This is a genomic window from Photorhabdus khanii NC19 (assembly GCF_000517265.1).
Lineage (GTDB): Bacteria > Pseudomonadota > Gammaproteobacteria > Enterobacterales > Enterobacteriaceae > Photorhabdus > Photorhabdus khanii.
Map to the genome: position 1 here is coordinate 715124 of NZ_AYSJ01000013.1, position 21233 is coordinate 736356.

Below are 21233 nucleotides of genomic sequence, written 5' to 3' on the forward strand. Positions count from 1 at the left end.
ATGGAGTTTGACGAAAGTCTGCATAAAAGCGTAGTCGTTATTGCTGATAGCCTGCCACTTGGTTTGGCAATGAATGCATTAAGTGTCATTAGTGTTTCAATCGGTAAAACTATTAATGGAATCGTCGGGCACGATGTTTTTAGTAAAGACAGCATTTGTTATCCCGGTGTTGTTAAAACACCTCTGCCTATTTTGAAAGCAAGCCATGATGTCCTGGATGCTATTCATCATAAATTAAAATCTGACGATAATTTTAAGTTGAGCCCTTTTTCTTGTTTGGCTCAATCATGCAGAACATATGAGGAATATGAAGGTAAATTATCCGCTGAACATTCTGATGAATTGAAGTTATCTGGAATTGGCATAGTTGGACCAAAGAAAGATATCAATAAACTCACTGGTAACTTACCACTTTACAGGTAACACATTATGTATTCTATTTTTAGAAGCGATCTTCATGAATTAGGGCTGAAATACCTGACTGAATTAAAACAATATATGTCTGGAGAGATAGATATATCTGCACTGGAAAAAATACAATATGAAAAACTGAAAGAAATCATCAATTATGCAAAAGATGGATCATCTTTCTATAGTGATCGTCTTAATGCAATAAATTCGAATGATGACAATAACAACTTATCTTCACTCATTGAAAAACTTCCCTTTACAACAAAGTCAGATTTAAGTAAAGCAGGGAACACAATATCTTCGGATAGCCTGAGTAACGCCTGGATATATTATGAAACAACAGGTACAACCGGGCCTTCAACACCTTGCCCCCGTAATGAAATAGATTCTTTAGTGAATAATAGTTTTCTGACACTACAATATGAGTCTATTTTTAATCAGGAAGGTAAACAACATATTATTGGCGTCATGGGGCCAACGGAATTGCACTCCACCGGCGATACATTTGAAGATGTATTTCGCAGTTTAGGGCATACTGTCATCAAAATGTGGCCTCGCTCGCCGGTTGTCGGTATGCACAGAGTGCTAAGGCTGATACAAGATCTCAAAATAACCGCTTTAGTTTGTACCGCTGCGGTCGCTGCTGAGTTGCTAAAATATTGCCGGGACAATGGATGTAATCCACAGACATTAGGTATCGAAATCATTTTAGTACTTGGCGAACTTATTACGCCAAACAGATTAAGAAACTTATCCCGCAACTGGGGAGCTAAAATTTACAACTGCATGTATGCATCGCAAGAAACCTCAATTTTAGCGGCTTGCAACGATACTAATAAGCTTATTACTATTCCATTCAATAATTACTATGAGCTGATTTGTCCTTTTACTCATCAAAAATTAAATGTTGGTGATAACCACGTTGCCGGCGAATTAGTGATCACACATTTATATAAAGGGAATAAGCCACTGATTCGATATAAAACAGGGGATATGGTTCGATGCAAAGCAATAGGCTTAAATCGCTGGGAAATCGAGCCTATCGGCAGAGTAAAAGATGTATTAGTGTTGAACAATACCAATGTGTACGCTTTTGACATTGAAAACGCAGTATTTGAAGAGCTTGAATATTGCTTTGAATACTTTATTGAAATCAACAATATATCGGGTACAGACGAACTGAAAATAACGTTAGAACCAAGCGATGAATTAAATGATGCTTCACTCATTAGCAAAATAAAGAAAAAAATGGAATCCAAATTCAATATGAAGGTCGATGTGCATGTCGGAGATGTTGGCGGGTTGATTGGCACGGCGGCAATGGTCAGCTGGAAAGCCGCACGGATCCATGACCTGAGAGATGATAACAACAATATTGAGCGAAATTCAGCTTTAGAAATCATGAAAAAGAGGGCAGCTAAATGACAACCAATATCGTTAGTCCGGTTCATAAAGATTGGATCGTATTTCTAGACGGAGAATATATTAACTTTAGCAGCGCAACCTTTCTCGCCAGTACCCAAGCTTTAAATTATGGCACCGGTATATTCGAAGGGATACGGGCTTATTGGGACCAGGATAACAACCAGCTTAATTTATTTAGAGTACATGAGCACTATGAACGGTTGATTCAATCTGCAAAAACACTGAAAATTGAATTACCTTATACCAGTCATGAATTGACCGATATTACCAAAAATATCATTACTAAAAACGGATTTAAACAAGATATTTATATCAGACCATTGGCGCTTAAAAAATCATTAATGCCTGGTGAAAAATTTGGCGTTAAGCTAAGTGGTGTAGACTCAACCCTCTGTATTAATATGTTGCCTATGGGCGCTTACGCTAAAAAAACGGCTTCCAAGTGTCTTATTTCAAAATGGCGGCGTGTATCGAATGCAGCCATTCCCTCTTCTGCAAAAATTACCGGCACCTATGTTAATTCTGCACTTGCTTACGAAGATGCCAAAGAACATGGATTTGATGATGCGATTATGCTGAATGAACAAGGCATGTGTGCAGAAGCAAGTACATCAAACGTTTTTATTGTTAAAGATAATTGTGTTATTACACCATCGCTTGATTCTGGCATTCTTAATGGAATAACCAGACAATCTGTTTTCGATATTTGTAAATTTCACAATATTCCCTGTATCGAGTCAGAAGTGCAACAAAAGGATCTCTATGAAGCAGATGCCTGTTTCTTAACAGGTACTGGCATTGAAATATCAATTGTTTCGCAAATAGACAATATATCATATATTCAAAAGGAAGATTCCATAGCCAATATTATCGCTAAAGATTATCAAGAAATAGTGAGAGGCAGAATCGGTGAGTTTTCACATTGGTTAAGTCCGGTTTATTAGTGTAAATCCAGGAGACACCATGGAGTGTGTTTTTTTTAGTTTCGACAAAGAGATATTTGATGTTTTAAATATAGCGACTTTAGGCCCGTCAGGTACAAGTAGTGAGCAATCGGCTATCCGTTTTGGTGAGTTTGCAATTGAAAACAAAGTAGCCAAAAGTTACCAAGTTGCTCTATGTAATACTTACGAAGAAGCCAGCAGTCAGATTATTTTAAAAGACTGCCAGGCATTGGTGGTAGCCAATGCTTATTACAATATTAGCGAGTTTTACATGGACAATAGATTTAATTTGTCCGCCGCGTTTTTAAATTACACACCAAATTATGGTATAGCTATTCGTGACGAATTAACTAAAGATAACATAGTCATTGCAACCCATCCGGCACCAAAGGCGTTAATCCCAGAATTGTTGCCCGATAGCCTGAAAATAGCGGATATCATTTTTAAAGATTCAACAAGTTCAGCCGCTAAAGCGGTCGCCAATTTAGAGGTAGATGCCGCACTAACGACGGAAGTGGCAGCAAAATTACACAAACTAAAGTTTATTTCTCATATTCGACCAATTAAAATGCTTTGGTCAGTATTTACATCTGCATAAGAGCCAATATCGCTCTGAAATATGCAACTATATAGATCTATTTAAAATTTCGATATACGGAGGTTATTATGTCTTTACTTACTTTACACTCAATTACTACCACACCTGAAAAGAGCAAGAGATTACTTCAGAGTTCCATTGATGATTTTGGCTGGGTACCTAACCAAAGTGGTTATATGTCAGAATCTCCTTCATTATTAGCCGCTTATCAACGCGCACATGACTTATTTATTGATAGCTCACTGAATGAAGAAGAAAAAGCGGTAGTGTGGATCACCACTGGAATAGAAAATGGTTGTGACTATACCGTTCAGGCACATGCTTTTATTGCCGTTCATAATGGTGTAGATAAAAAAACAGTTAAAGCATTAATTGAAAAAACAGATGATCTCTCCCCACGATTACTAGCGCTGCGTGAATTCACTGTAGACGTTATTTACTGCCGGGGACAATTGAAAAGAAGTGCCATTGATTTGTTCTTAAGCCGTGGTTTCAGTAAACAGAATATGCTGGATGTCGTGTTAGGTGTTTCTCAAAAGAATATGTCTACCATTCTCAATAGCATTGCCGGAACTGAAATTGATGATAATTTCAAGTTGGGCGACCTTTAATTGATCACTGATATTGAAAGGCATCAATATGCTTTATGTCGATAAAGAAGCCGTTGCACGTTATTTGACGATGGAGCTTAGTCTTAAACTAAGCGAAATAGCCTTTAAATTGCAATCGGAAAGAAAAGTAGAGCAACCTTTACGCAATATCGTAAAAGGCGAAGACGGCAGCTTAATGGGCACCATGCCAATTTATATAAAGGAAGGGCCATATCAAGGATTTGGGTTAAAGTCAGTGGTAGTAAGATTTCAAAGTAATGGTAGTAAACCTTCACACGTTGGTAGTGTGCTGGTTTACGACGAGCCAGGTGTTTCAGGTATGGCTGTAGTGGATGCTGGCGCTATTACCGAAATTCGCACCGCGGCCGCTTCTGCTTATGCAACCCATCTTCTCGCTGCAAAAGACGCCAGCCGGTTGGCGATACTTGGCACTGGCCTACAGGCAAGAGCACATTTGCAAGCCATGCTATATGTTCGTCCGATTAAGGAAGTCACTTTATGGGGTCGCAGTGAGGAAAGATGCCGTGAGTTTGCCACATGGTGTGATAAAACTCTCAACCTTGCTATTTCGATCAAATCCTCACCTGCTGAGGCGGTGCTCAATAGTGACATTATTTGCACAACCACAGCATCACGAAACCCTATAATCAGTAGAAAAGAGTTACCGGCTAAATGCCATGTCAATGCCATTGGCGCTTCGGCACTGGGATTCCAGGAACTGAACGAAGATGTGTATAGCAATACTGCCCTGTTTACTGATTCCAACGAATCGGTACTGGCTGCCTCACAATCTGTCATTAAAGCACGGGAGAAAGGCATTCTCAGCGAATCAGCCATTGGAATAGAAATTGGTACCGTTTCTCAATCTCATGCCAATTTGTCTGAGCAAGGTGTAACTATATTCCAATCCGTCGGTTTGGCCGTCCAAGATATGGTATTTTCCCGGGAAGTCATTCGACAACTAATAAAAATGTCTTAACTGTTTTAGATAAAAATGTGTCAAAGTTAAGGCAATCCATGTTAGAAAAATGGGGTTGTCGTTCTATACTAAAATCCTTACTTGTCACTTGCGTATGCAAGTGACATTTCTATGTTTAATTATTTCGATGGGTTATCTTTGAGAGGGAATATATGCTAGAAGTGTCACAAATACTCACTTATACAGCAGCACTTGCTGTTGCAGCCGCGATACCTGGCCCTGGTATGGCTGCCGTGGTTGCCAGAAGCGTGAATGGTGGCGCGTTAACGGCATTTAGTATGTTGTTTGGTCTGGTTATTGGCGATCTAACTTATCTGTCTTTTGCTATATTTGGTTTGTCCATTATTGCGAGCCACTTTGACACTTTATTTGCTATTGTGAAATGGGGCGCTGCATTATATTTGAGTTATTTGGCATGGCAATTCTGGTTTGCAGATCATCAGCCGATTGGTGAAGGCCAACCCACTAATAAGAAAGCACTGGCTGCGGCATGGTTATCTGGTCTAACCATAACATTAGGCAACCCTAAAACCATTGCCTTCTATCTTGCACTGTTACCTTTGGTCATTAACATGGAATCTATCTCGTTGCAAATCTGGGGATTCATGTTAGTGCCATTGACTATTTTTGTCTTACTCGCCGTGGGAGCGGTATTTATTTTCGGTGCCCTCAGTATTCGGCATCTGTTATCAAGCCAACGTGCACAACAGCTTATGTATAGAGGCGCATCGGTTATTATGTTAGGTGCTGCGGTCGCTATGCTGATTCAAAACGTTTGATTTCTTACTCTTTCCACGGTCTATTTCCACGGTTTTATTGAATAAGAATCTGTCCCAGCAGACGTTATTGTTGCAAATCATCATCTGAGTAACACACCACAATAAAAAAACCCCATGCACGTATGCATGGGGTGAGTATTTGGCGGAAGGATAGAGATTCGAACTCTAGGATGGTTTCCCATCGGCGGTTTTCAAGACCGCTGCCTTCGACCGCTCGGCCATCCTTCCATGGCGCAGGATTATGCTCTATAGCATGATAATATGTCTAGTCTTTATCGCAAAAATTCTGTGATTTCTTTACTGTTTGCTCAATCCTCGATCGACAATATCATTCCCTGCCCCGATCCTGCTAGAATTAACATAAATACATCGGATCATCAGATTCATCAACTTAACGAGCTCGCTAGCACAGCCAAGCAATTATTAAGGCTTTTACTCAACGAATGTATAACAAACAATCTTCTATTAATTCATCAACCATAAACCGTTACTATGGCCTGTTCATTGTTCTGCTTTTTGTTTCCCTGTTTTTATACAGCTATAACTACTTCAACGCTTGGCTGATGGGAAAAAAGTATGCACTGAATAGCGTTTCAACCAAAATAGTATTACAGATAGAAGATTATCGTTACCACGCTAATGCTATCTTTGAACAAGCCAATATCTCATCTTTTAAACCACAGGAACCCGTTTCGCTAATGAAGCTACGGCCTGATGTTTACTGGCTTGAGAGTCGTTATCAAACTGTCGATACCATTATTTTTGGTCACCATAGCCCTGCAAGTGCAGAGTTGGCGCAACGCCTTTCCAATTATATGGAGATTTTGTGGGGCGCCCGCAATGAATACAACTCGATGTACTATCTGAATGGCAAAGATAACAGTCTGTTTCTGATAACAACTTATTCTATTCTTAAACCAGAATTAAGATTCAAAGAAAGTTATCTCACACTGACCGCCGAATCGAAACGTTCAGAAATGCTGATGCAATCCACAGCGTTAGATGAACGGGAAAATATTTCATCAATCCGCAAACTCAGTAGCGAAAATATCTATTTCTATACTTACCGGGCAACGTTTAATTCACCCGGACAACTGGCAACCGTTATCGCTTTTGATCTGCCTATCTGTCATCTTCTTCCTATGGATATGTCGGCAAAAAACTTCATCTTATTGTCTGACGACACACAAAATCCCCATGAAACTAATAAAGTGAATATCTCACAGAATGGCTTCTGGCTGGAATTTTCTCAACCGCTCAAGGGTACGCAATACAAACTACTGTATCGGATATCACTCAAAGATTTACTGCTCGATTTATTATACAGAAATATCTGGTTGTTACTGACTGATTCAATTTTTATTATCCTGTCTTTAGGGGGGCTTATTTACATTCGCAGAAAATATATTACCCCAAATGTACTTATGAATCATGAGCTGCAAATTAAGGATGCGTTAAGCCACGAGATTATCTCCAATATCCCAATTGGCTTACTGATTTATGATTTCTCAATAAATCAGATAATTATGAGTAATAACATTGCCGATCATCTGTTGCCTAATATCGACTTAAACAAAATTAAGATGATGGCAAAACAGCATCATGGCGTCATTCAGACATCCATTGACGATGCAGTCTATGAAATTAAGGTGTACAGCATCCACCCGTTACCTGAAACTTATCTGTTTTTACTGCAAGATAAAGACCAGGAAGCATTAATTAACCGACGCCTACAACTTGCCCACCTGGAACACGATAAAAGCGTACAAGCCCGGCGTTTTATGCTGACTAATATTCGTTCTGAATTAAAACAACCAATAAAGGAATTAAATAATATCGCTTGCCAACTTAAGCAAATGCTCATAGCAGAAAATAGTGATCGTATCGTCGACAATTTATTAGCTAAATCCACAGATATATCCGATTGGATCGAGAATATCTCATTACTCAATGAATTAGAATCAGGTGACTGGCAAGCAAAGAATGAGCAATTTTCATTATCATCCACATTAGAAGATATTCTTAAAGAAGTATTTCCAAAGATGAATAATAAGGGATTAAATTATTATTATCATTGTAATATTAATCCTGAATCACTATTGATCGGCGATGGCTTCATCATCCGTAAAATCGTCCTGATGTTGGTTAATTATGCAATCACGATCACATCTTATGGAAAAATATCACTTATAGTTAATTATTCTCAGGAATACAAAGATCACATCCAGATCGAAGTAATGGATACCGGTTCCGGGCTTAATGCAAAAGAATTGACCAATTTGAATTACCCATTTTTAATCAAAACAACCGGCGATAAATATCAATCCAATTCAGGAATGACCTTTTATCTATGTAATCAATTGTGTAAAAAATTAAATGGTCATTTTACGATAAATAGCAAACCCAGCCTTGGAACACATTACACTATCAGTCTGCCCTTGATAATCGACCAAGACCAATGCCCGCAGCTACTGGAAGACATTACCGCTTTACTGGATATCAGCAATACTGAAATCTGTCAGATTACACAAAATCACCTGAATCATTATGGCGCGGCTTACTTTGATAAAAAGAAAGAAAATATGCGCAGAGAATACGATATCATATTGACAGATAAGCCGTATAACTCAACGAAATCGACTATATTATTGGCTGATGATTTGGCTGGCTTTGAGCAGATAAAACCTGACTATATTCGGTGTAATTACAATCTAAGCGAAGCTGTTATCAATGCCATTTCGTTATTAATTGAGAGAAGCTTCAGTTTTAACGAATTGGATGTCGATTCAGAAATGTCAGTATTTACCGATAAAAACCCTGATTACGATTTTGACAATGTTATAAATAGTTATCAAAAACAGTTGTCTAATAGCGATTACCGACAATTATTTATCGAGACAGTACCGATAGATATTAATAAACTGTATACTGATATAGAGCAATATGATTTGGTATCACTTTCGCAAACAGCACACCGCCTGAAAGGCGTCTTTGCTATGTTAGACCTGGAATTCCTCAAACTTTCTTGCGAAACACTGGAACAACGCATAACAGACAGTCACAAAATAGAAATTAAAAATAGCATTAGCCACATTGACGCCATCGTCAAAAGGCTATTGCAGCAGGGTAACTAAATAAGATGAATAACCTTAATGTCATTATTGCTGATGACCATCCAATTGTTCTGTTTGGCATCCGCAAATCACTTGAACGGCTTGACTGGATCAACGTTGTAGCCGAGTCCGAAGACTCTACTACATTGATCAACAATCTGTCCTGTATTAAAGCAAACGTACTGATCACTGATTTATCCATGCCTGGTGACACCTATGGTGATGGGATCAATTTGATTAAATACATCAAACGGCATTATCCCAGGTTATCAATCATTGTTCTGACTATGAACAATAATCCAGCAATTTTAAGTGCTGTACTTGAACTTGATATTGAAGGAATAGTCTTAAAACAAGGAGCACCAACAGATTTACCTGATGTACTGACCGCCCTGAAACAAGGGGAAAAATTTATACCGGAGAGCGTTGCCGAACTGTTGAAAAAAGTGACGAAAACCCCCTACGGCGACAAACCAATATCACAAAAAGAGAGCGAGGTCATACGCCTGTTTGCCCAAGGCCTTCTGGTAACAGACATTGCCAAAAAACTCAATCGCAGTGTCAAAACAATCAGCAGCCAGAAAAAATCAGCAATGGTAAAGCTGGGGGTCAATAACGATATTGCACTACTCAATTATCTTGCTTCTGTCGCTGTCAATACAGATGATCATATTCAGTAAATACGGTCCGTTATTTTAAAATGAAAGTCATTCTGATGCCCGGCAGCTACTTGTACCGGGCATTATTTCAGGTGCCAATATTCCTGACCTCACTCAATATTTGTCTAAGCGTAATCAGAGAAACAGGCTTAGACAAACAGTCATTCATTCCTGCATCAATACAGCGTTGCTTTTCTTCTGCAAGTGCATTTGCCGTAATACCAATAATCGGCAGCGCATACTCTGCATTGCGTAAATGCGTTGTCAATGCATAACCATCCATATTAGGCATATTGACATCCGTCAGAATGATATCAACACGCCCTTTCTGCAAATACTCCAGCGCATCTAATCCATCATTCGCCATCGCTGTCTGAAAACCAATAGATTTCAACTGGTCAGTCAATAAATGGCGGTTGATAGGATGATCATCCACCACCAAAACCATAATAGTATTAAACGGGGTAATCGTATTAAACGGGGTATTTGCCGGTAAAACAGGCAATACGGTATTCAACACCTCGTTATTACCCGGTGAAATCAGCTTCTCAATCAGTATGGGTAAATCATGCAAATGGTAAGTATTATGTAGCCAATAACTTTTTCTGATTTGTTCCGGCGAGCCAATATAGTCCGTCGATAACTCAATACAAGCATATACGGAGGAAGTCACGGCATCAGGGAAATCACTGATAATAATTTCACTGCCATCAGTGTTCTGACCACTATATAAAACAATGTGTAAACCATGATGAATCAGAAAACGCTGTAAAAAATCCTCAAGATAAAGATTACGTATAGCCAAAATAACTTTTTGCTGATGCTCATTTGTTAGCTGAATTTTTGGCTTATATTTCGCGTTGTATAAAGGCAAGCGGATAGAGAACATACTGCCTATCTGTGGCTGTGAAATCACTTCAATATCACCATCCATCAGGTTGATCAATTTTTCACAAATTGCCAGGCCAAGACCGGTTCCCTGAGATGAGCTTTCCATATTTGGCATTATTTGAAAAAACGGATCAAACAACTGAGTCAGCGCTTTATCAGAAATACCGACTCCCGTGTCCTTTATTCTGACGTACAAGTAATCGCTATCCACTGTCATATGAATAATCACACACCCAGTATCAGTGAATTTAATCGCATTATTTAACAAGTTAGAGATGACCTGCTGCAATCTAACAGGATCATTGCGGATATAATCCGGTACATCCGGTTCGATATAGCAATATAAAGTCAACGGCTTTTTCACAACTAACGGCAGATAGTTAGAAATAACATGAGAGATAACTTCCTGACAGGAAAATTCTCTGGATTCAATTTTGAGCTGTTTAGATTCAATCTTTGAGAAATCGAGAATATCACTGATAATTTTCAGCAACAGAGCCGAAGAGTTACTCATTGTTGATAACAAACGAACAGATTCAGCCGGCAATGAATGAGCCTGTAACAACTCCAGATTGCCAATAATACCGTAAAGAGGCGTTCTCAATTCATGGCTGACCGTGGCCAAAAACATCGATTTAGAGTAGTTAGCCTGTTCCGATGCCAATGCCATTTCCTGTAATGATTTTTCCATCCGTACACGGACACTAATATCAACCAATACACAAATTGCCACCTCTTCATTTCTGTAGCGGGAATGGACAAAACTGATTTGCAAATGATGATGATTACTGGTTACCACATCAACATAACTGCTGGTTCTGTCACAAATAATATGAATAATACGTTCCCGGTCTTCATGAGTCAGCATTCTCAAATAATTATGCGCCAACTCATTACTCAGAATATTACTGCCATCACTTACCCGCAATATACTGATCCCAACCGGGGCTGAAGCGACAATTTTATGATTAAACTGTTCATGCTCCTCCAGACGAATGGCATTTTCTTCAGCCGGAACAAACATCTTACGCTCAAACAGATACACCAAAGTAATAATGACAAAAGCAGATAGTACATTAAGCACAATACTGCTAATAATCTGTAGTTTAAAACCCTCGAAAATGTTTTTCAGTGGAAGCGCGTAAATGATACTGAATGAAGATGGCATTAGCCGACGTTTTAACAATAAATCAGTAAAATTATCATCATAGCCAAAATAAGGTGCTTCCAGCTGATAATCGGCATAATGAAGTTTGTACTCGTCATTTGCCGGATAGTGCAAAACCGGTTGATTACTGCGATTTAATAAGGTTATTGAAATCGGACGGTCTTGTCTTTGAATAAAAGTATCTAATCTGATGAACTGTTCAATACCTATCATTGCAACCATCTGACCATTGACATATACCGGTGCCAACACATAGAGATGGCCGCTATCAGATCTTGCTCCAGGCGTAACCCAATAAACATTTCGTTCTTTACCCTGATCTTTCAAGCTAATCAGTCTGCGTGAGTTCTCATAGACTATTTTTTTCAGCGTATCAAGTTCAGTCGTGGTATTACGAATAGAAAAATTCACCATACACATACTTTTCGTTCCCACCAGGAAAACCTGATTCAAACCCTGAGGAGCGGCAAGATTATCTTTCCAATAAAAGATCAGGTTATTCAACGAATTTAAATAACTATGGGTATTTTTGCGAAAGGTATGGCAATCAGCGCTTTGATTCAAAGGATGATAAGAAAACGCCGGGTTATTATGTGGAACATCGAGAATAGCAATTTTTTCATTAGAATTGAGCAAATGCTTTTCTGTCATATATTGAATATCCCGCAAAACACTGGCTGTATGACGCACATAAGAGAGTGTGGAATCATAATTAGCATTGTATTCTTGCCGGATATCAGACTTTACTTCATTAAAAATGTTAACCAGGTAAAAAGCCGTTAATAAGGCGCCCAATGCCCACAACATAAAACCAAGCACCCGAAAAAGATAACGGGATATTTTCAGCGATGTACGAAAAGAAGAAAGATATCTCAAAAGGCTACCTGATAACAACGAACATCATTCAATGTAATGAATGACAGGATATACCAGAGTTCAAGGATCACAAAGAATCACCTGTTGCATATTTCGATATTAATCAAAATCTTTTTAAAAAAAAACAGGTACCAAAGTACCTGTTTCTTCATTGAGTGAAAAAATGTCTTCACTTAAACCGGGTCAATTGACTCGCTGTTGCCAGCATCAGATGAATGGGTATTATCGTTTTCCAATTCCTCCCCTTCTTCCGCCAGCCCATCGTCATCATCTTCAGGTTCAGCAACCCGTTGCAAGCCGACAACTTTCTCATCCTCAGCGGTACGAATCAGTGTTACACCCTGAGTATTCCGGCCAACAACGCTGACCTCAGATACCCTGGTACGTACCAATGTACCAGCATCGGTAATCATCATAATCTGATCAGTGGGATCAACCTGAATTGCGCCGACCACATTACCATTACGCTCGCTGACTTTAATTGAGATAACCCCCTGAGTTGCACGGGATTTGATTGGATACTCGTTTTCAGCGGTACGTTTACCGTAACCATTTTCAGTGACAGTCAGAATCTCCCCTTCTCCACGCGGGATAATCAGGGAAACAACTTTGTCTTCACCGCTCAGTTTGATACCACGTACACCAGTAGCTGTACGCCCCATTGAACGAACAGCGCCCTCTTCAAAGCGGACAACTTTACCCTCAGCGGAGAACAACATAACTTCGTTACTGCCGTTAGTCAGGTCAACGCCGATCAGCTCATCACCTTCATTGAGATTAACCGCAAGAATACCGGCACTGCGCGGACGGCTGAAATCTTGTAATGCCGTTTTCTTCACTGTCCCACTGGCCGTAGCCATAAAGACATACAGCCCTTCTTCATATTCACGCACCGGCAGAATCGCAGTAATTCGCTCATCTTGCTCCAGCGGCAAAAGGTTCACAATCGGACGACCGCGAGCACCACGGCTGGCCTCAGGTAATTGATAAACCTTCATCCAGTACAGGCGGCCACGGCTGGAGAAGCAAAGGATCGTATCGTGAGTATTCGCCACCAGCAGCCTGTCAATGAAATCTTCTTGTTTGATACGTGCTGCGGATTTCCCTTTACCACCACGGCGTTGCGCTTCATAGTCAGACAATGGCTGATATTTGACATACCCCTGATGTGACAATGTGACAACAACATCTTCCTGATTAATCAGATCTTCGATATTGATATCAGCGGTGTTCTCCGTGATTTCAGTACGGCGGGCGTCATTATATTGCGCTTTAATTGCCAACAGCTCTTCACGGATCACCTCCATCAGGCGCTCCGGGTTTTCCAGAATGAACATCAGTTCGCCGATTAATGCCAGCAATTCACGGTATTCATCCAGCAATTTTTCATGCTCAAGGCCAGTCAGTTTCTGCAAACGCAGATCCAGAATTGCCTGTGCCTGTTGCTCGGTCAGATAATATTTACCCTCATGCACGCCATATTGGGGCTCCAACCATTCAGGACGGGCGGCATCATCACCGGCACGCTCCAGCATAGAAGCAACATTGCCTAACTCCCACGGTTGAGCAATTAATGCGGCTTTTGCCTCGGCCGGTGCCGGAGCACGGCGAATCAGTTCGATAATTGGATCGATATTCGCCAGCGCCACCGCCAATGCTTCAAGAATATGGGCACGATCACGGGCTTTACGTAATTCAAAGACCGTGCGACGAGTGACCACTTCGCGGCGATGGCTGACAAACGCAGAAAGAATATCTTTCAGATTCAACAGCTTTGGTTGCCCCTGATGCAGAGCCACCATATTGATACCAAAAGAAACCTGAAGCTGAGTCAAGGAATAGAGGTTATTCAGAACCACTTCCCCCACAGCATCACGTTTCACTTCGATCACAATACGCATGCCGTCTTTATCAGATTCGTCACGAAGAGCACTAATCCCTTCGATGCGTTTCTCTTTCACCAGTTCGGCAATTTTTTCAATCAGGCGGGCTTTGTTGACCTGATAAGGAATTTCGTGAACCAGGATAGTTTCACGGCCATTTTTCTCATCAACTTCAATTTCAGCACGGGCGCGGATATAAATTTTACCGCGGCCAGTCCGGTAAGCCTCCTGAATACCCCGACGACCATTAATGATCGCAGCAGTCGGGAAATCCGGGCCAGGAATATACTGCATCAGCCCTTCAATGCTGATGTTTTCATCTTCAATATAAGCCAGACAACCATCAATAACTTCGGATAAGTTATGAGGAGGAATGTTAGTCGCCATACCCACTGCGATACCCGAAGAACCGTTGATCAGCAGATTAGGTACTTTGGTCGGCATAACTTCCGGGATCTGCTCTGTACCATCATAGTTCGGCACAAAATCGACAGTCTCTTTTTCCAGATCCGCCAGCAGCTCATGGGCAATTTTCGACATACGCACTTCGGTGTAACGCATCGCCGCGGCTGAGTCACCATCGACTGACCCAAAGTTACCCTGACCATCGACCAACATATAGCGCAGGGAAAACGGCTGCGCCATACGAACAATCGTGTCGTAGACCGCGCTGTCCCCATGTGGGTGGTATTTACCGATGACGTCGCCGACAACACGGGCAGACTTCTTGTAGGGTTTATTCCAATCATTTCCCAGTACACTCATTGCGAAAAGTACGCGACGGTGTACCGGCTTCAGTCCATCTCGAACATCTGGTAGTGCGCGCCCGACAATAACAGACATCGCATAATCCAGATACGAGCTTTTCAGCTCTTCTTCGATATTGACCGGTGTGATTTCTCTGGCAATGTCGCTCATGAAGCCCACTATCCCTCATAATTCCGGATTCAAAGGTTTAGAACTATACCACAAATCAACAGTTTTATAAAAATCAGATACGGGTATTTAAAAATTAAGCCATGTATACTATGACTAAAACGGAGTAAATCCACCTGTAAAGCAAGTTTAAGGAGCGACAACCGCTGATGAACGTTAACACCCCCTCCACAACAAGCAATGTTGACCAACAGGAAATAGAGAAATTTGAAGCGGTTGCTTCCCGCTGGTGGGATTTGGACGGTGAATTTCAGCCACTGCATCGGATTAATCCACTGCGCCTGAATTATATTTTGCAGCGTTCCGCAGGCATTTTCGGTAAGAAAATCTTGGACGTGGGTTGTGGCGGCGGCATTTTGTCGGAAAGCATGGCCCGTGAAGGTACAGACGTGACCGGGCTCGATATGGGTACTGAACCGCTTCAGGTAGCCAGACTGCACGCCCTTGAAACAGGCATCCCTGTGACTTATGTACAGGAGACCGTAGAAAGCCACGCAGAAAAATATCCACAGGCTTATGATATCGTCACCTGTATGGAAATGTTGGAGCATGTACCGGACCCACAGTCGGTTGTCCGTGCCTGTGCGCAATTAGTCAAACCCGGTGGGCACGTCTTTTTCTCTACCATTAACCGCAACAAAAAAGCCTGGCTTATGGCGGTAATCGGTGCGGAATATATTTTGAAAATGGTGCCAAAGGGAACCCATGATGCGAAGAAATTTATCCGCCCATCAGAATTAATCGGCTGGATTGACAGAACGCCACTGCAAGAACAGCACATTATCGGCCTGCATTATAATCCGCTAACGGATAAATTTAACCTCGGTCACAATGTGGACGTTAATTATATGTTACACACCCAGTATGTCTGACATATTCATCTGATAGATTAATAAAACGGCAAATAAACCCTATTTTCAGGAATTTTTTTACTCATTTTTGCCGGTGTTCCTGTCAAGGTAACCGCTAGTAATGATGCAGGCTTCCGGCTTTTTAATAAATTTAGTCCTCAAGTTATCCACAAAAATCCGTGTTTTTGTACACTTGATAAAAGCTGTTTTTAACATTATCTTGTTGTCATTATTTAGTGTACCCCCTACATATTGTGTTCCTTAACATTCCATTACCACTACTCTCTCGTTGGTTTCTTCACCACTGAGGGGGTTATGTTTTGGTCTGAGTAAAGACACAAAGCAGGTGGGAGCAAGTCTGAAAGTAAATGTAAGGTATGCCTGTCCATGAACCATAGTCTGCTAGTAACAAAGCGTGATGGCCACAAAGAACGAATTGACCTTGAGAAAATCCACCGGGTTATTAACTGGGCAGCCGACGGTCTGAAAAATGTCTCGGTATCACAAGTAGAACTGCGTTCCCAAATCCAATTTTACGACAGTATCAAAACCTCAGATATTCACGAGACGATGATCAAAGCTGCTGCGGACCTTATCTCCGGTGATGCGCCAGACTATCAGTATCTGGCAGCCCGCCTGGCAATTTTCAACCTGCGTAAAAAAGCCTACGGTCAATTTGAGCCACCAGCCCTGTATGATCACGTATCCCGTATGGTGGAAATGGGCAAATATGACAAACACTTGCTGGCAGACTACTCGAAAGAAGAATTCGAGCAAATGAACGAGTTTATTGACCACTGGCGTGATATGAATTTCTCTTACGCCGCGGTCAAACAGCTCGAAGGTAAATATCTGGTTCAAAATCGTGTTACCGGTGAAATTTATGAGAGCGCCCAGTTCCTTTATATTCTGGTAGCCGCCTGCCTGTTCTCCGGTTATCCGAAAGAAACCCGTCTGGGCTATATTCGTCGTTTTTACGACGCGGCTTCCACGTTTAAAATTTCCCTGCCGACTCCCATCATGGCAGGTGTCCGCACCCCTACCCGTCAATTCAGCTCCTGCGTGCTGATTGAGTGTGACGACAGCCTGGATTCGATTAATGCCACCTCCAGCGCCATTGTGAAATATGTTTCCCAACGCGCAGGTATTGGCATCAACGCGGGCCGTATTCGTGCATTGGGCAGCCCAATTCGTAACGGTGAAGCCTTCCACACCGGCTGTATTCCGTTCTACAAACATTTTCAGACAGCGGTAAAATCCTGTTCACAGGGAGGTGTTCGTGGCGGTGCCGCGACGCTGTTCTATCCACTGTGGCATCTGGAAGTTGAAAGCCTGCTGGTGCTGAAAAACAACCGTGGCGTTGAAGGCAACCGTGTCCGTCATATGGACTACGGCGTACAGCTCAACAAATTAATGTATGAGCGCCTGATCAAAGGTGAAGATATTACCCTGTTCAGCCCATCTGACGTCCCTGGATTATATAATGCATTCTTTGCTGACCAGGATGAATTTGAGCGCCTGTATACTCAATATGAGCAGGACAGCAATATCCGTCAGCAACGCCTGAAAGCGGTTGATCTCTTCTCTCTGATGATGCAGGAACGTGCTTCCACCGGACGTATCTACATTCAGAACGTAGACCACTGCAACACTCACAGCCCATTTGATCCATCAGTCGCCCCTGTGCGCCAGTCAAATTTGTGTCTGGAAATTGCACTGCCAACCAAGCCATTGAATGATATCAATGATAAAAACGGCGAAATCGCGCTGTGTACGCTGTCCGCATTCAACCTGGGTGCGATTGAAAATCTTGATGAGCTGGAAGAACTGGCAACTCTGGCTGTCCGTGCGCTTGACGCCCTGCTTGATTATCAGGACTACCCGATCATTGCCGCAAAACAAGGGGCAATGGGTCGCCGTACTTTAGGTATTGGTGTCATCAACTACGCTTATTATCTGGCAAAACATGGCGCGCGTTATTCAGATGGCAGCGCTAACAACCTGACGCACAAAACATTTGAAGCTATTCAGTATTACCTGTTGAAAGCCTCTAATGAGCTGGCGAAAGAGCAAGGCGCTTGCCCGTGGTTTAACGAAACCACCTATTCTGAAGGTATCCTGCCTATTGATACCTACAAAAAAACGCTGGATACATTGGTCAATGAGCCACTGCACTATGATTGGGAAACGTTGCGCCGTGATATCAAACAACATGGTCTGCGTAATTCAACATTATCCTCTTTGATGCCGTCAGAGACATCTTCACAGATCTCTAACGCCACCAACGGCATTGAACCGCCTCGTGGTTACATCAGCATCAAAGCATCAAAAGATGGCATTTTGCGTCAGGTTGTACCGGAATATGAACGTCTGAAAGGCGCTTATGAACTGCTGTGGCAAATGCCGGGTAATGATGGCTACTTGCAGTTGGTTGGTATCATGCAGAAATTTATCGATCAGTCGATCTCTGCCAATACCAACTATGATCCGACACGTTTCCCTAGTGGAAAAGTGCCGATGAATCAACTGCTGAAAGATTTGCTGCTCGCCTACAAATATGGTGTGAAGACACTGTATTACCACAATACACGTGATGGTGCGGAAGACGTTCAGGGTGACCTGGAAGAAGTCGTGGAATCGGCTGATTCCGATTGTGAAGGCGGCGCGTGTAAGATTTAATTTGAGGAAGTTATGGCCTATACCACCTTTTCGCAGGTAAAAAACGATCAGTTACAGGAACCGATGTTCTTTGGTCAGCCGGTAAACGTAGCCCGTTATGACCAGCAAAAGTACCCGATTTTTGAGAAACTGATCGAAAAACAGCTCTCCTTCTTCTGGCGTCCGGAAGAAGTTGACGTGTCCCGCGACCGTATTGACTACAATGCGTTGCCGGATCATGAAAAGCATATTTTCATTAGTAACCTGAAATACCAAACGCTGTTGGACTCTATTCAGGGTCGCAGCCCGAACGTGGCGTTTCTGCCCTTGATCTCCATTCCTGAGCTGGAGACCTGGGTTGAAACCTGGTCTTTTTCCGAGACGATTCACTCACGTTCTTATACGCACATCATCCGTAATATCGTTAACGATCCGGCGGTTGTGTTTGATGATATTGTCACTAATGAAGAAATTCTGAAACGTGCGAAAGATATTTCCGCTTACTACGATGATCTGATTGAGATGACCAACAACTACCAGTTGTTTGGTGAAGGAACGCATCAGGTTGCGGGTAAAACCATTACTACCAGTCTGCGTGAACTAAAAAAGCAGTTGTATCTATGCCTGATGAGCGTTAACGCACTGGAAGCGATCCGCTTCTACGTCAGCTTTGCCTGTTCATTTGCTTTTGCCGAACGCGAACTGATGGAAGGTAACGCTAAAATCATCAAACTGATTGCCCGTGACGAAGCACTGCATCTGACAGGCACTCAGCACATGCTGAATCTGTTGCGCTCTGGTCAGGATGACCCGGAAATGGCTGAAATCGCCAAAGAGTGTGAACAACAGTGTTACGACCTGTTTGTTCAGGCGGCGGAGCAAGAAAAAGAGTGGGCGGATTACCTGTTCAAAGAAGGTTCTATGATCGGTTTGAATAGAGATATTCTGTGTCAGTATGTTGAATACATCACCAATATCCGTATGCAGGCTGTTGGGCTAAAACTGCCATTTGAAACACGTTCTAACCCAATTCCGTGGATTAACTCTTGGCTGGTGTCCGATAACGTTCAAGTCGCGCCACAGGAAGTTGAAGTCAGTTCCTATTTGGTTGGTCAGATTGATGCTGAAGTTAACCCAGAAGACCTAAGTGACTTTGAACTCTGATGACAAGCTATAAAATAACCCTGCATGGTATGCAGGGTTATCATATTCACAGCTCTCCTGAGCTACATAACAGTCTGCTGGAAGCGCTGGAACAAGGTAAAGTACAGGCTGAATACCAGTGCCGTGAAGGTTATTGCGGCTCCTGCCGTGTCAGATTGGTAAAAGGTAAAGTAGGCTATCGGCGTAAGCCACTGGCTTTTGTCAATGAAGGCGAAATTCTACCCTGCTGCTGCCATCCACTCAGTGATATTGAGATTGAGCTTTAATCATTAAGATTGGTCTTCATGGTGGGCAGATAATAATGATTATTTGCTCATTATTACACGCACCAAGAATGTAAACCCAAAGTAATAACAACTATGTTATTAGCCCTTCCAAGGGTTAATAACAGTAAGCCCGGCAGCTTCAAAGGGTGATGTGTCGCGGGTTGCAACAATCAGCCCATTCGCCGCTGCGATAGCCGCAATATACCCGTCAGCCTTCCCGATGGCTTTCCCCTCGCTCTTCGCTCGCGCCATGATCTCGGCATAAGCTTCCGAAGCGGCCGCATCGAACGGCAAGATGCGACCGGTAAACAAGGGAACAACACTCCGCTCTAGGTTTCTATGCAGAGTATCTTTGCGCTTACCATTGGGCAGCACTGCGACCCCAAAGCGAAGCTCAGCCAAGCTGATCGCGGCCAGGTAAAGCGTCTCGACATTCTGTTCATCTATCCAGGCAACCACAGCGGAGTGACCACTGAGCCGCAGCGGCTCGGAAACCACGTTCGTATCTAGCAGTATCATTCAAAACTCATCGGCTCGGCAGGTGTCTTATCACGCTCAATCTCAAGATCGACGCCCCCCGCCTCGCGGCCGATTTTTGCCAGCAAGGAACCCAGCTTGATACGCCCAGCAGGTTGTACGGCGTTTTCCAGAATAAACCGGATTTCGGCCTCAGCACTACGACCGTGTGTGGCTGCACGTACCCGCAAGGCGCGATGCACTTCGTCCGGTACATTTCTGACAGTAATAGATGGCATAAATTCATTTCCTCATTTAGCATGCATTGCAAGCAATATATATTATTGCAATCATACCTGCAAGCATATGGGATAGAAAGAGAGTTAATTACATTCAATCAAAGTCCATTAACCATTAACAAAGAGTTGAAAAGAAATCAGCAAAAAAAATATTATTCGAATAACAGAGAGTTAAGCGTTTTCTTGCCATTATTTTACGAAGCAAATCATAAAAAACAATGCAATAAAAAAATGGATAAAACGGTTAATGTGGTAGGGTTTAAGCC

The 21233-nt window shown here is 42.1% G+C and carries 18 protein-coding genes and 1 tRNA gene; 14 read left to right on the forward strand and 5 right to left on the reverse strand.

Going from position 1 to position 21233, the window contains the following annotated elements; genetic code table 11:
- The 7 genes from PTE_RS15405 to PTE_RS15435 all read left to right on the forward strand — a co-directional run bounded on the left by PTE_RS15405 (position 1) and on the right by PTE_RS15435 (position 5747).
- The gene (locus tag PTE_RS15405) at positions 1 to 423 is read left to right on the forward strand and encodes a DUF2000 domain-containing protein (RefSeq protein ID WP_021325278.1); all 423 of its coding nucleotides are present in this window, start codon (positions 1 to 3) and stop codon (positions 421 to 423) included.
- Between the two features lie 6 nt (positions 424 to 429).
- A complete protein-coding gene (locus tag PTE_RS15410) occupies positions 430 to 1836 on the forward strand; it encodes a phenylacetate--CoA ligase family protein (RefSeq protein WP_036848173.1) in 1407 nt (468 codons plus the stop codon).
- On the forward strand, positions 1833 to 2780 hold the full coding sequence (locus PTE_RS15415; RefSeq protein WP_036848179.1) for a branched-chain amino acid transaminase: 948 nt from the start codon (positions 1833 to 1835) through the stop codon (positions 2778 to 2780). The genes PTE_RS15410 and PTE_RS15415 overlap by 4 nt, the downstream gene beginning before the upstream one ends.
- Positions 2781 to 2799: 19 nt before the next feature.
- A complete protein-coding gene (locus tag PTE_RS15420) occupies positions 2800 to 3378 on the forward strand; it encodes a prephenate decarboxylase (protein WP_051477422.1) in 579 nt (192 codons plus the stop codon).
- 68 nt (positions 3379 to 3446) lie between these two features.
- Complete coding sequence (locus PTE_RS15425; RefSeq protein WP_036848182.1) at positions 3447 to 3989, forward strand: carboxymuconolactone decarboxylase family protein; 543 nt, start codon at positions 3447 to 3449, stop codon at positions 3987 to 3989.
- Between the two features lie 28 nt (positions 3990 to 4017).
- Positions 4018 to 4968 carry an ornithine cyclodeaminase family protein gene (locus PTE_RS15430; RefSeq protein WP_036848186.1) on the forward strand — a complete coding sequence of 317 codons (951 nt, stop codon included), beginning with the start codon at positions 4018 to 4020 and terminating at the stop codon, positions 4966 to 4968.
- A gap of 152 nt (positions 4969 to 5120) precedes the next feature.
- A complete protein-coding gene (locus PTE_RS15435; protein WP_036848188.1) occupies positions 5121 to 5747 on the forward strand; it encodes a LysE family translocator in 627 nt (208 codons plus the stop codon).
- A 140-nt stretch (positions 5748 to 5887) separates the two neighbouring features.
- On the opposite strand, the gene PTE_RS15440 is transcribed toward PTE_RS15435, so the two are convergent.
- A tRNA-Ser gene (locus PTE_RS15440) sits at positions 5888 to 5975 on the reverse strand.
- Between the two features lie 215 nt (positions 5976 to 6190).
- Between PTE_RS15440 and rcsD the strand changes: the two genes are divergently transcribed.
- Together rcsD and rcsB are read left to right on the forward strand one after the other, a co-directional pair.
- Positions 6191 to 8881 (forward strand): phosphotransferase RcsD, encoded by a 2691-nt coding sequence (gene rcsD, locus PTE_RS15445; RefSeq protein ID WP_036848190.1) that lies wholly within the window; start codon positions 6191 to 6193, stop codon positions 8879 to 8881.
- A gap of 5 nt (positions 8882 to 8886) precedes the next feature.
- Positions 8887 to 9540, forward strand: a complete 654-nt coding sequence (gene rcsB / locus PTE_RS15450) for a response regulator transcription factor RcsB (RefSeq protein ID WP_036848192.1) — start codon at positions 8887 to 8889, stop codon at positions 9538 to 9540.
- A gap of 67 nt (positions 9541 to 9607) precedes the next feature.
- Here rcsB and rcsC read toward each other — a convergent pair whose 3' ends face one another.
- Positions 9608 to 12454, reverse strand: coding sequence for a two-component system sensor histidine kinase RcsC (rcsC, locus tag PTE_RS15455; protein ID WP_071992991.1), 2847 nt, complete (start codon positions 12452 to 12454; stop codon positions 9608 to 9610).
- Positions 12455 to 12627: 173 nt separating this feature from the next.
- Entirely contained in the window at positions 12628 to 15255 is a 2628-nt protein-coding gene (gene gyrA, locus PTE_RS15460) for a DNA topoisomerase (ATP-hydrolyzing) subunit A (protein ID WP_036848196.1), read from the reverse strand.
- A gap of 167 nt (positions 15256 to 15422) precedes the next feature.
- Between gyrA and ubiG the strand changes: the two genes are divergently transcribed.
- The 4 genes from ubiG to yfaE all read left to right on the forward strand — a co-directional run bounded on the left by ubiG (position 15423) and on the right by yfaE (position 20212).
- Complete coding sequence (ubiG, locus tag PTE_RS15465; RefSeq protein WP_036848197.1) at positions 15423 to 16145, forward strand: bifunctional 2-polyprenyl-6-hydroxyphenol methylase/3-demethylubiquinol 3-O-methyltransferase UbiG; 723 nt, start codon at positions 15423 to 15425, stop codon at positions 16143 to 16145.
- Positions 16146 to 16511: 366 nt separating this feature from the next.
- Complete coding sequence (gene nrdA / locus PTE_RS15470; protein ID WP_036848199.1) at positions 16512 to 18803, forward strand: class 1a ribonucleoside-diphosphate reductase subunit alpha; 2292 nt, start codon at positions 16512 to 16514, stop codon at positions 18801 to 18803.
- Between the two features lie 12 nt (positions 18804 to 18815).
- Positions 18816 to 19946 (forward strand): class Ia ribonucleoside-diphosphate reductase subunit beta, encoded by a 1131-nt coding sequence (gene nrdB / locus PTE_RS15475; protein WP_036848200.1) that lies wholly within the window; start codon positions 18816 to 18818, stop codon positions 19944 to 19946.
- A complete protein-coding gene (gene yfaE, locus PTE_RS15480; RefSeq protein ID WP_036848202.1) occupies positions 19946 to 20212 on the forward strand; it encodes a class I ribonucleotide reductase maintenance protein YfaE in 267 nt (88 codons plus the stop codon). Before nrdB ends, yfaE begins: the two co-directional genes overlap by 1 nt.
- A gap of 99 nt (positions 20213 to 20311) precedes the next feature.
- On the opposite strand, the gene PTE_RS15485 is transcribed toward yfaE, so the two are convergent.
- Both PTE_RS15485 and PTE_RS15490 read right to left on the reverse strand, forming a co-directional pair.
- The gene (locus PTE_RS15485; protein WP_036848204.1) at positions 20312 to 20731 is read right to left on the reverse strand and encodes a type II toxin-antitoxin system VapC family toxin; all 420 of its coding nucleotides are present in this window, start codon (positions 20729 to 20731) and stop codon (positions 20312 to 20314) included.
- Positions 20728 to 20967: a FitA-like ribbon-helix-helix domain-containing protein gene (locus PTE_RS15490; protein ID WP_036848206.1), complete on the reverse strand. Its 240-nt coding sequence runs from the start codon at positions 20965 to 20967 to the stop codon at positions 20728 to 20730. Before PTE_RS15490 ends, PTE_RS15485 begins: the two co-directional genes overlap by 4 nt.
- A gap of 45 nt (positions 20968 to 21012) precedes the next feature.
- Between PTE_RS15490 and PTE_RS26040 the strand changes: the two genes are divergently transcribed.
- On the forward strand, positions 21013 to 21233 hold a 221-nt coding region (locus PTE_RS26040; RefSeq protein ID WP_209435502.1), incomplete at its 3' end, for a hypothetical protein.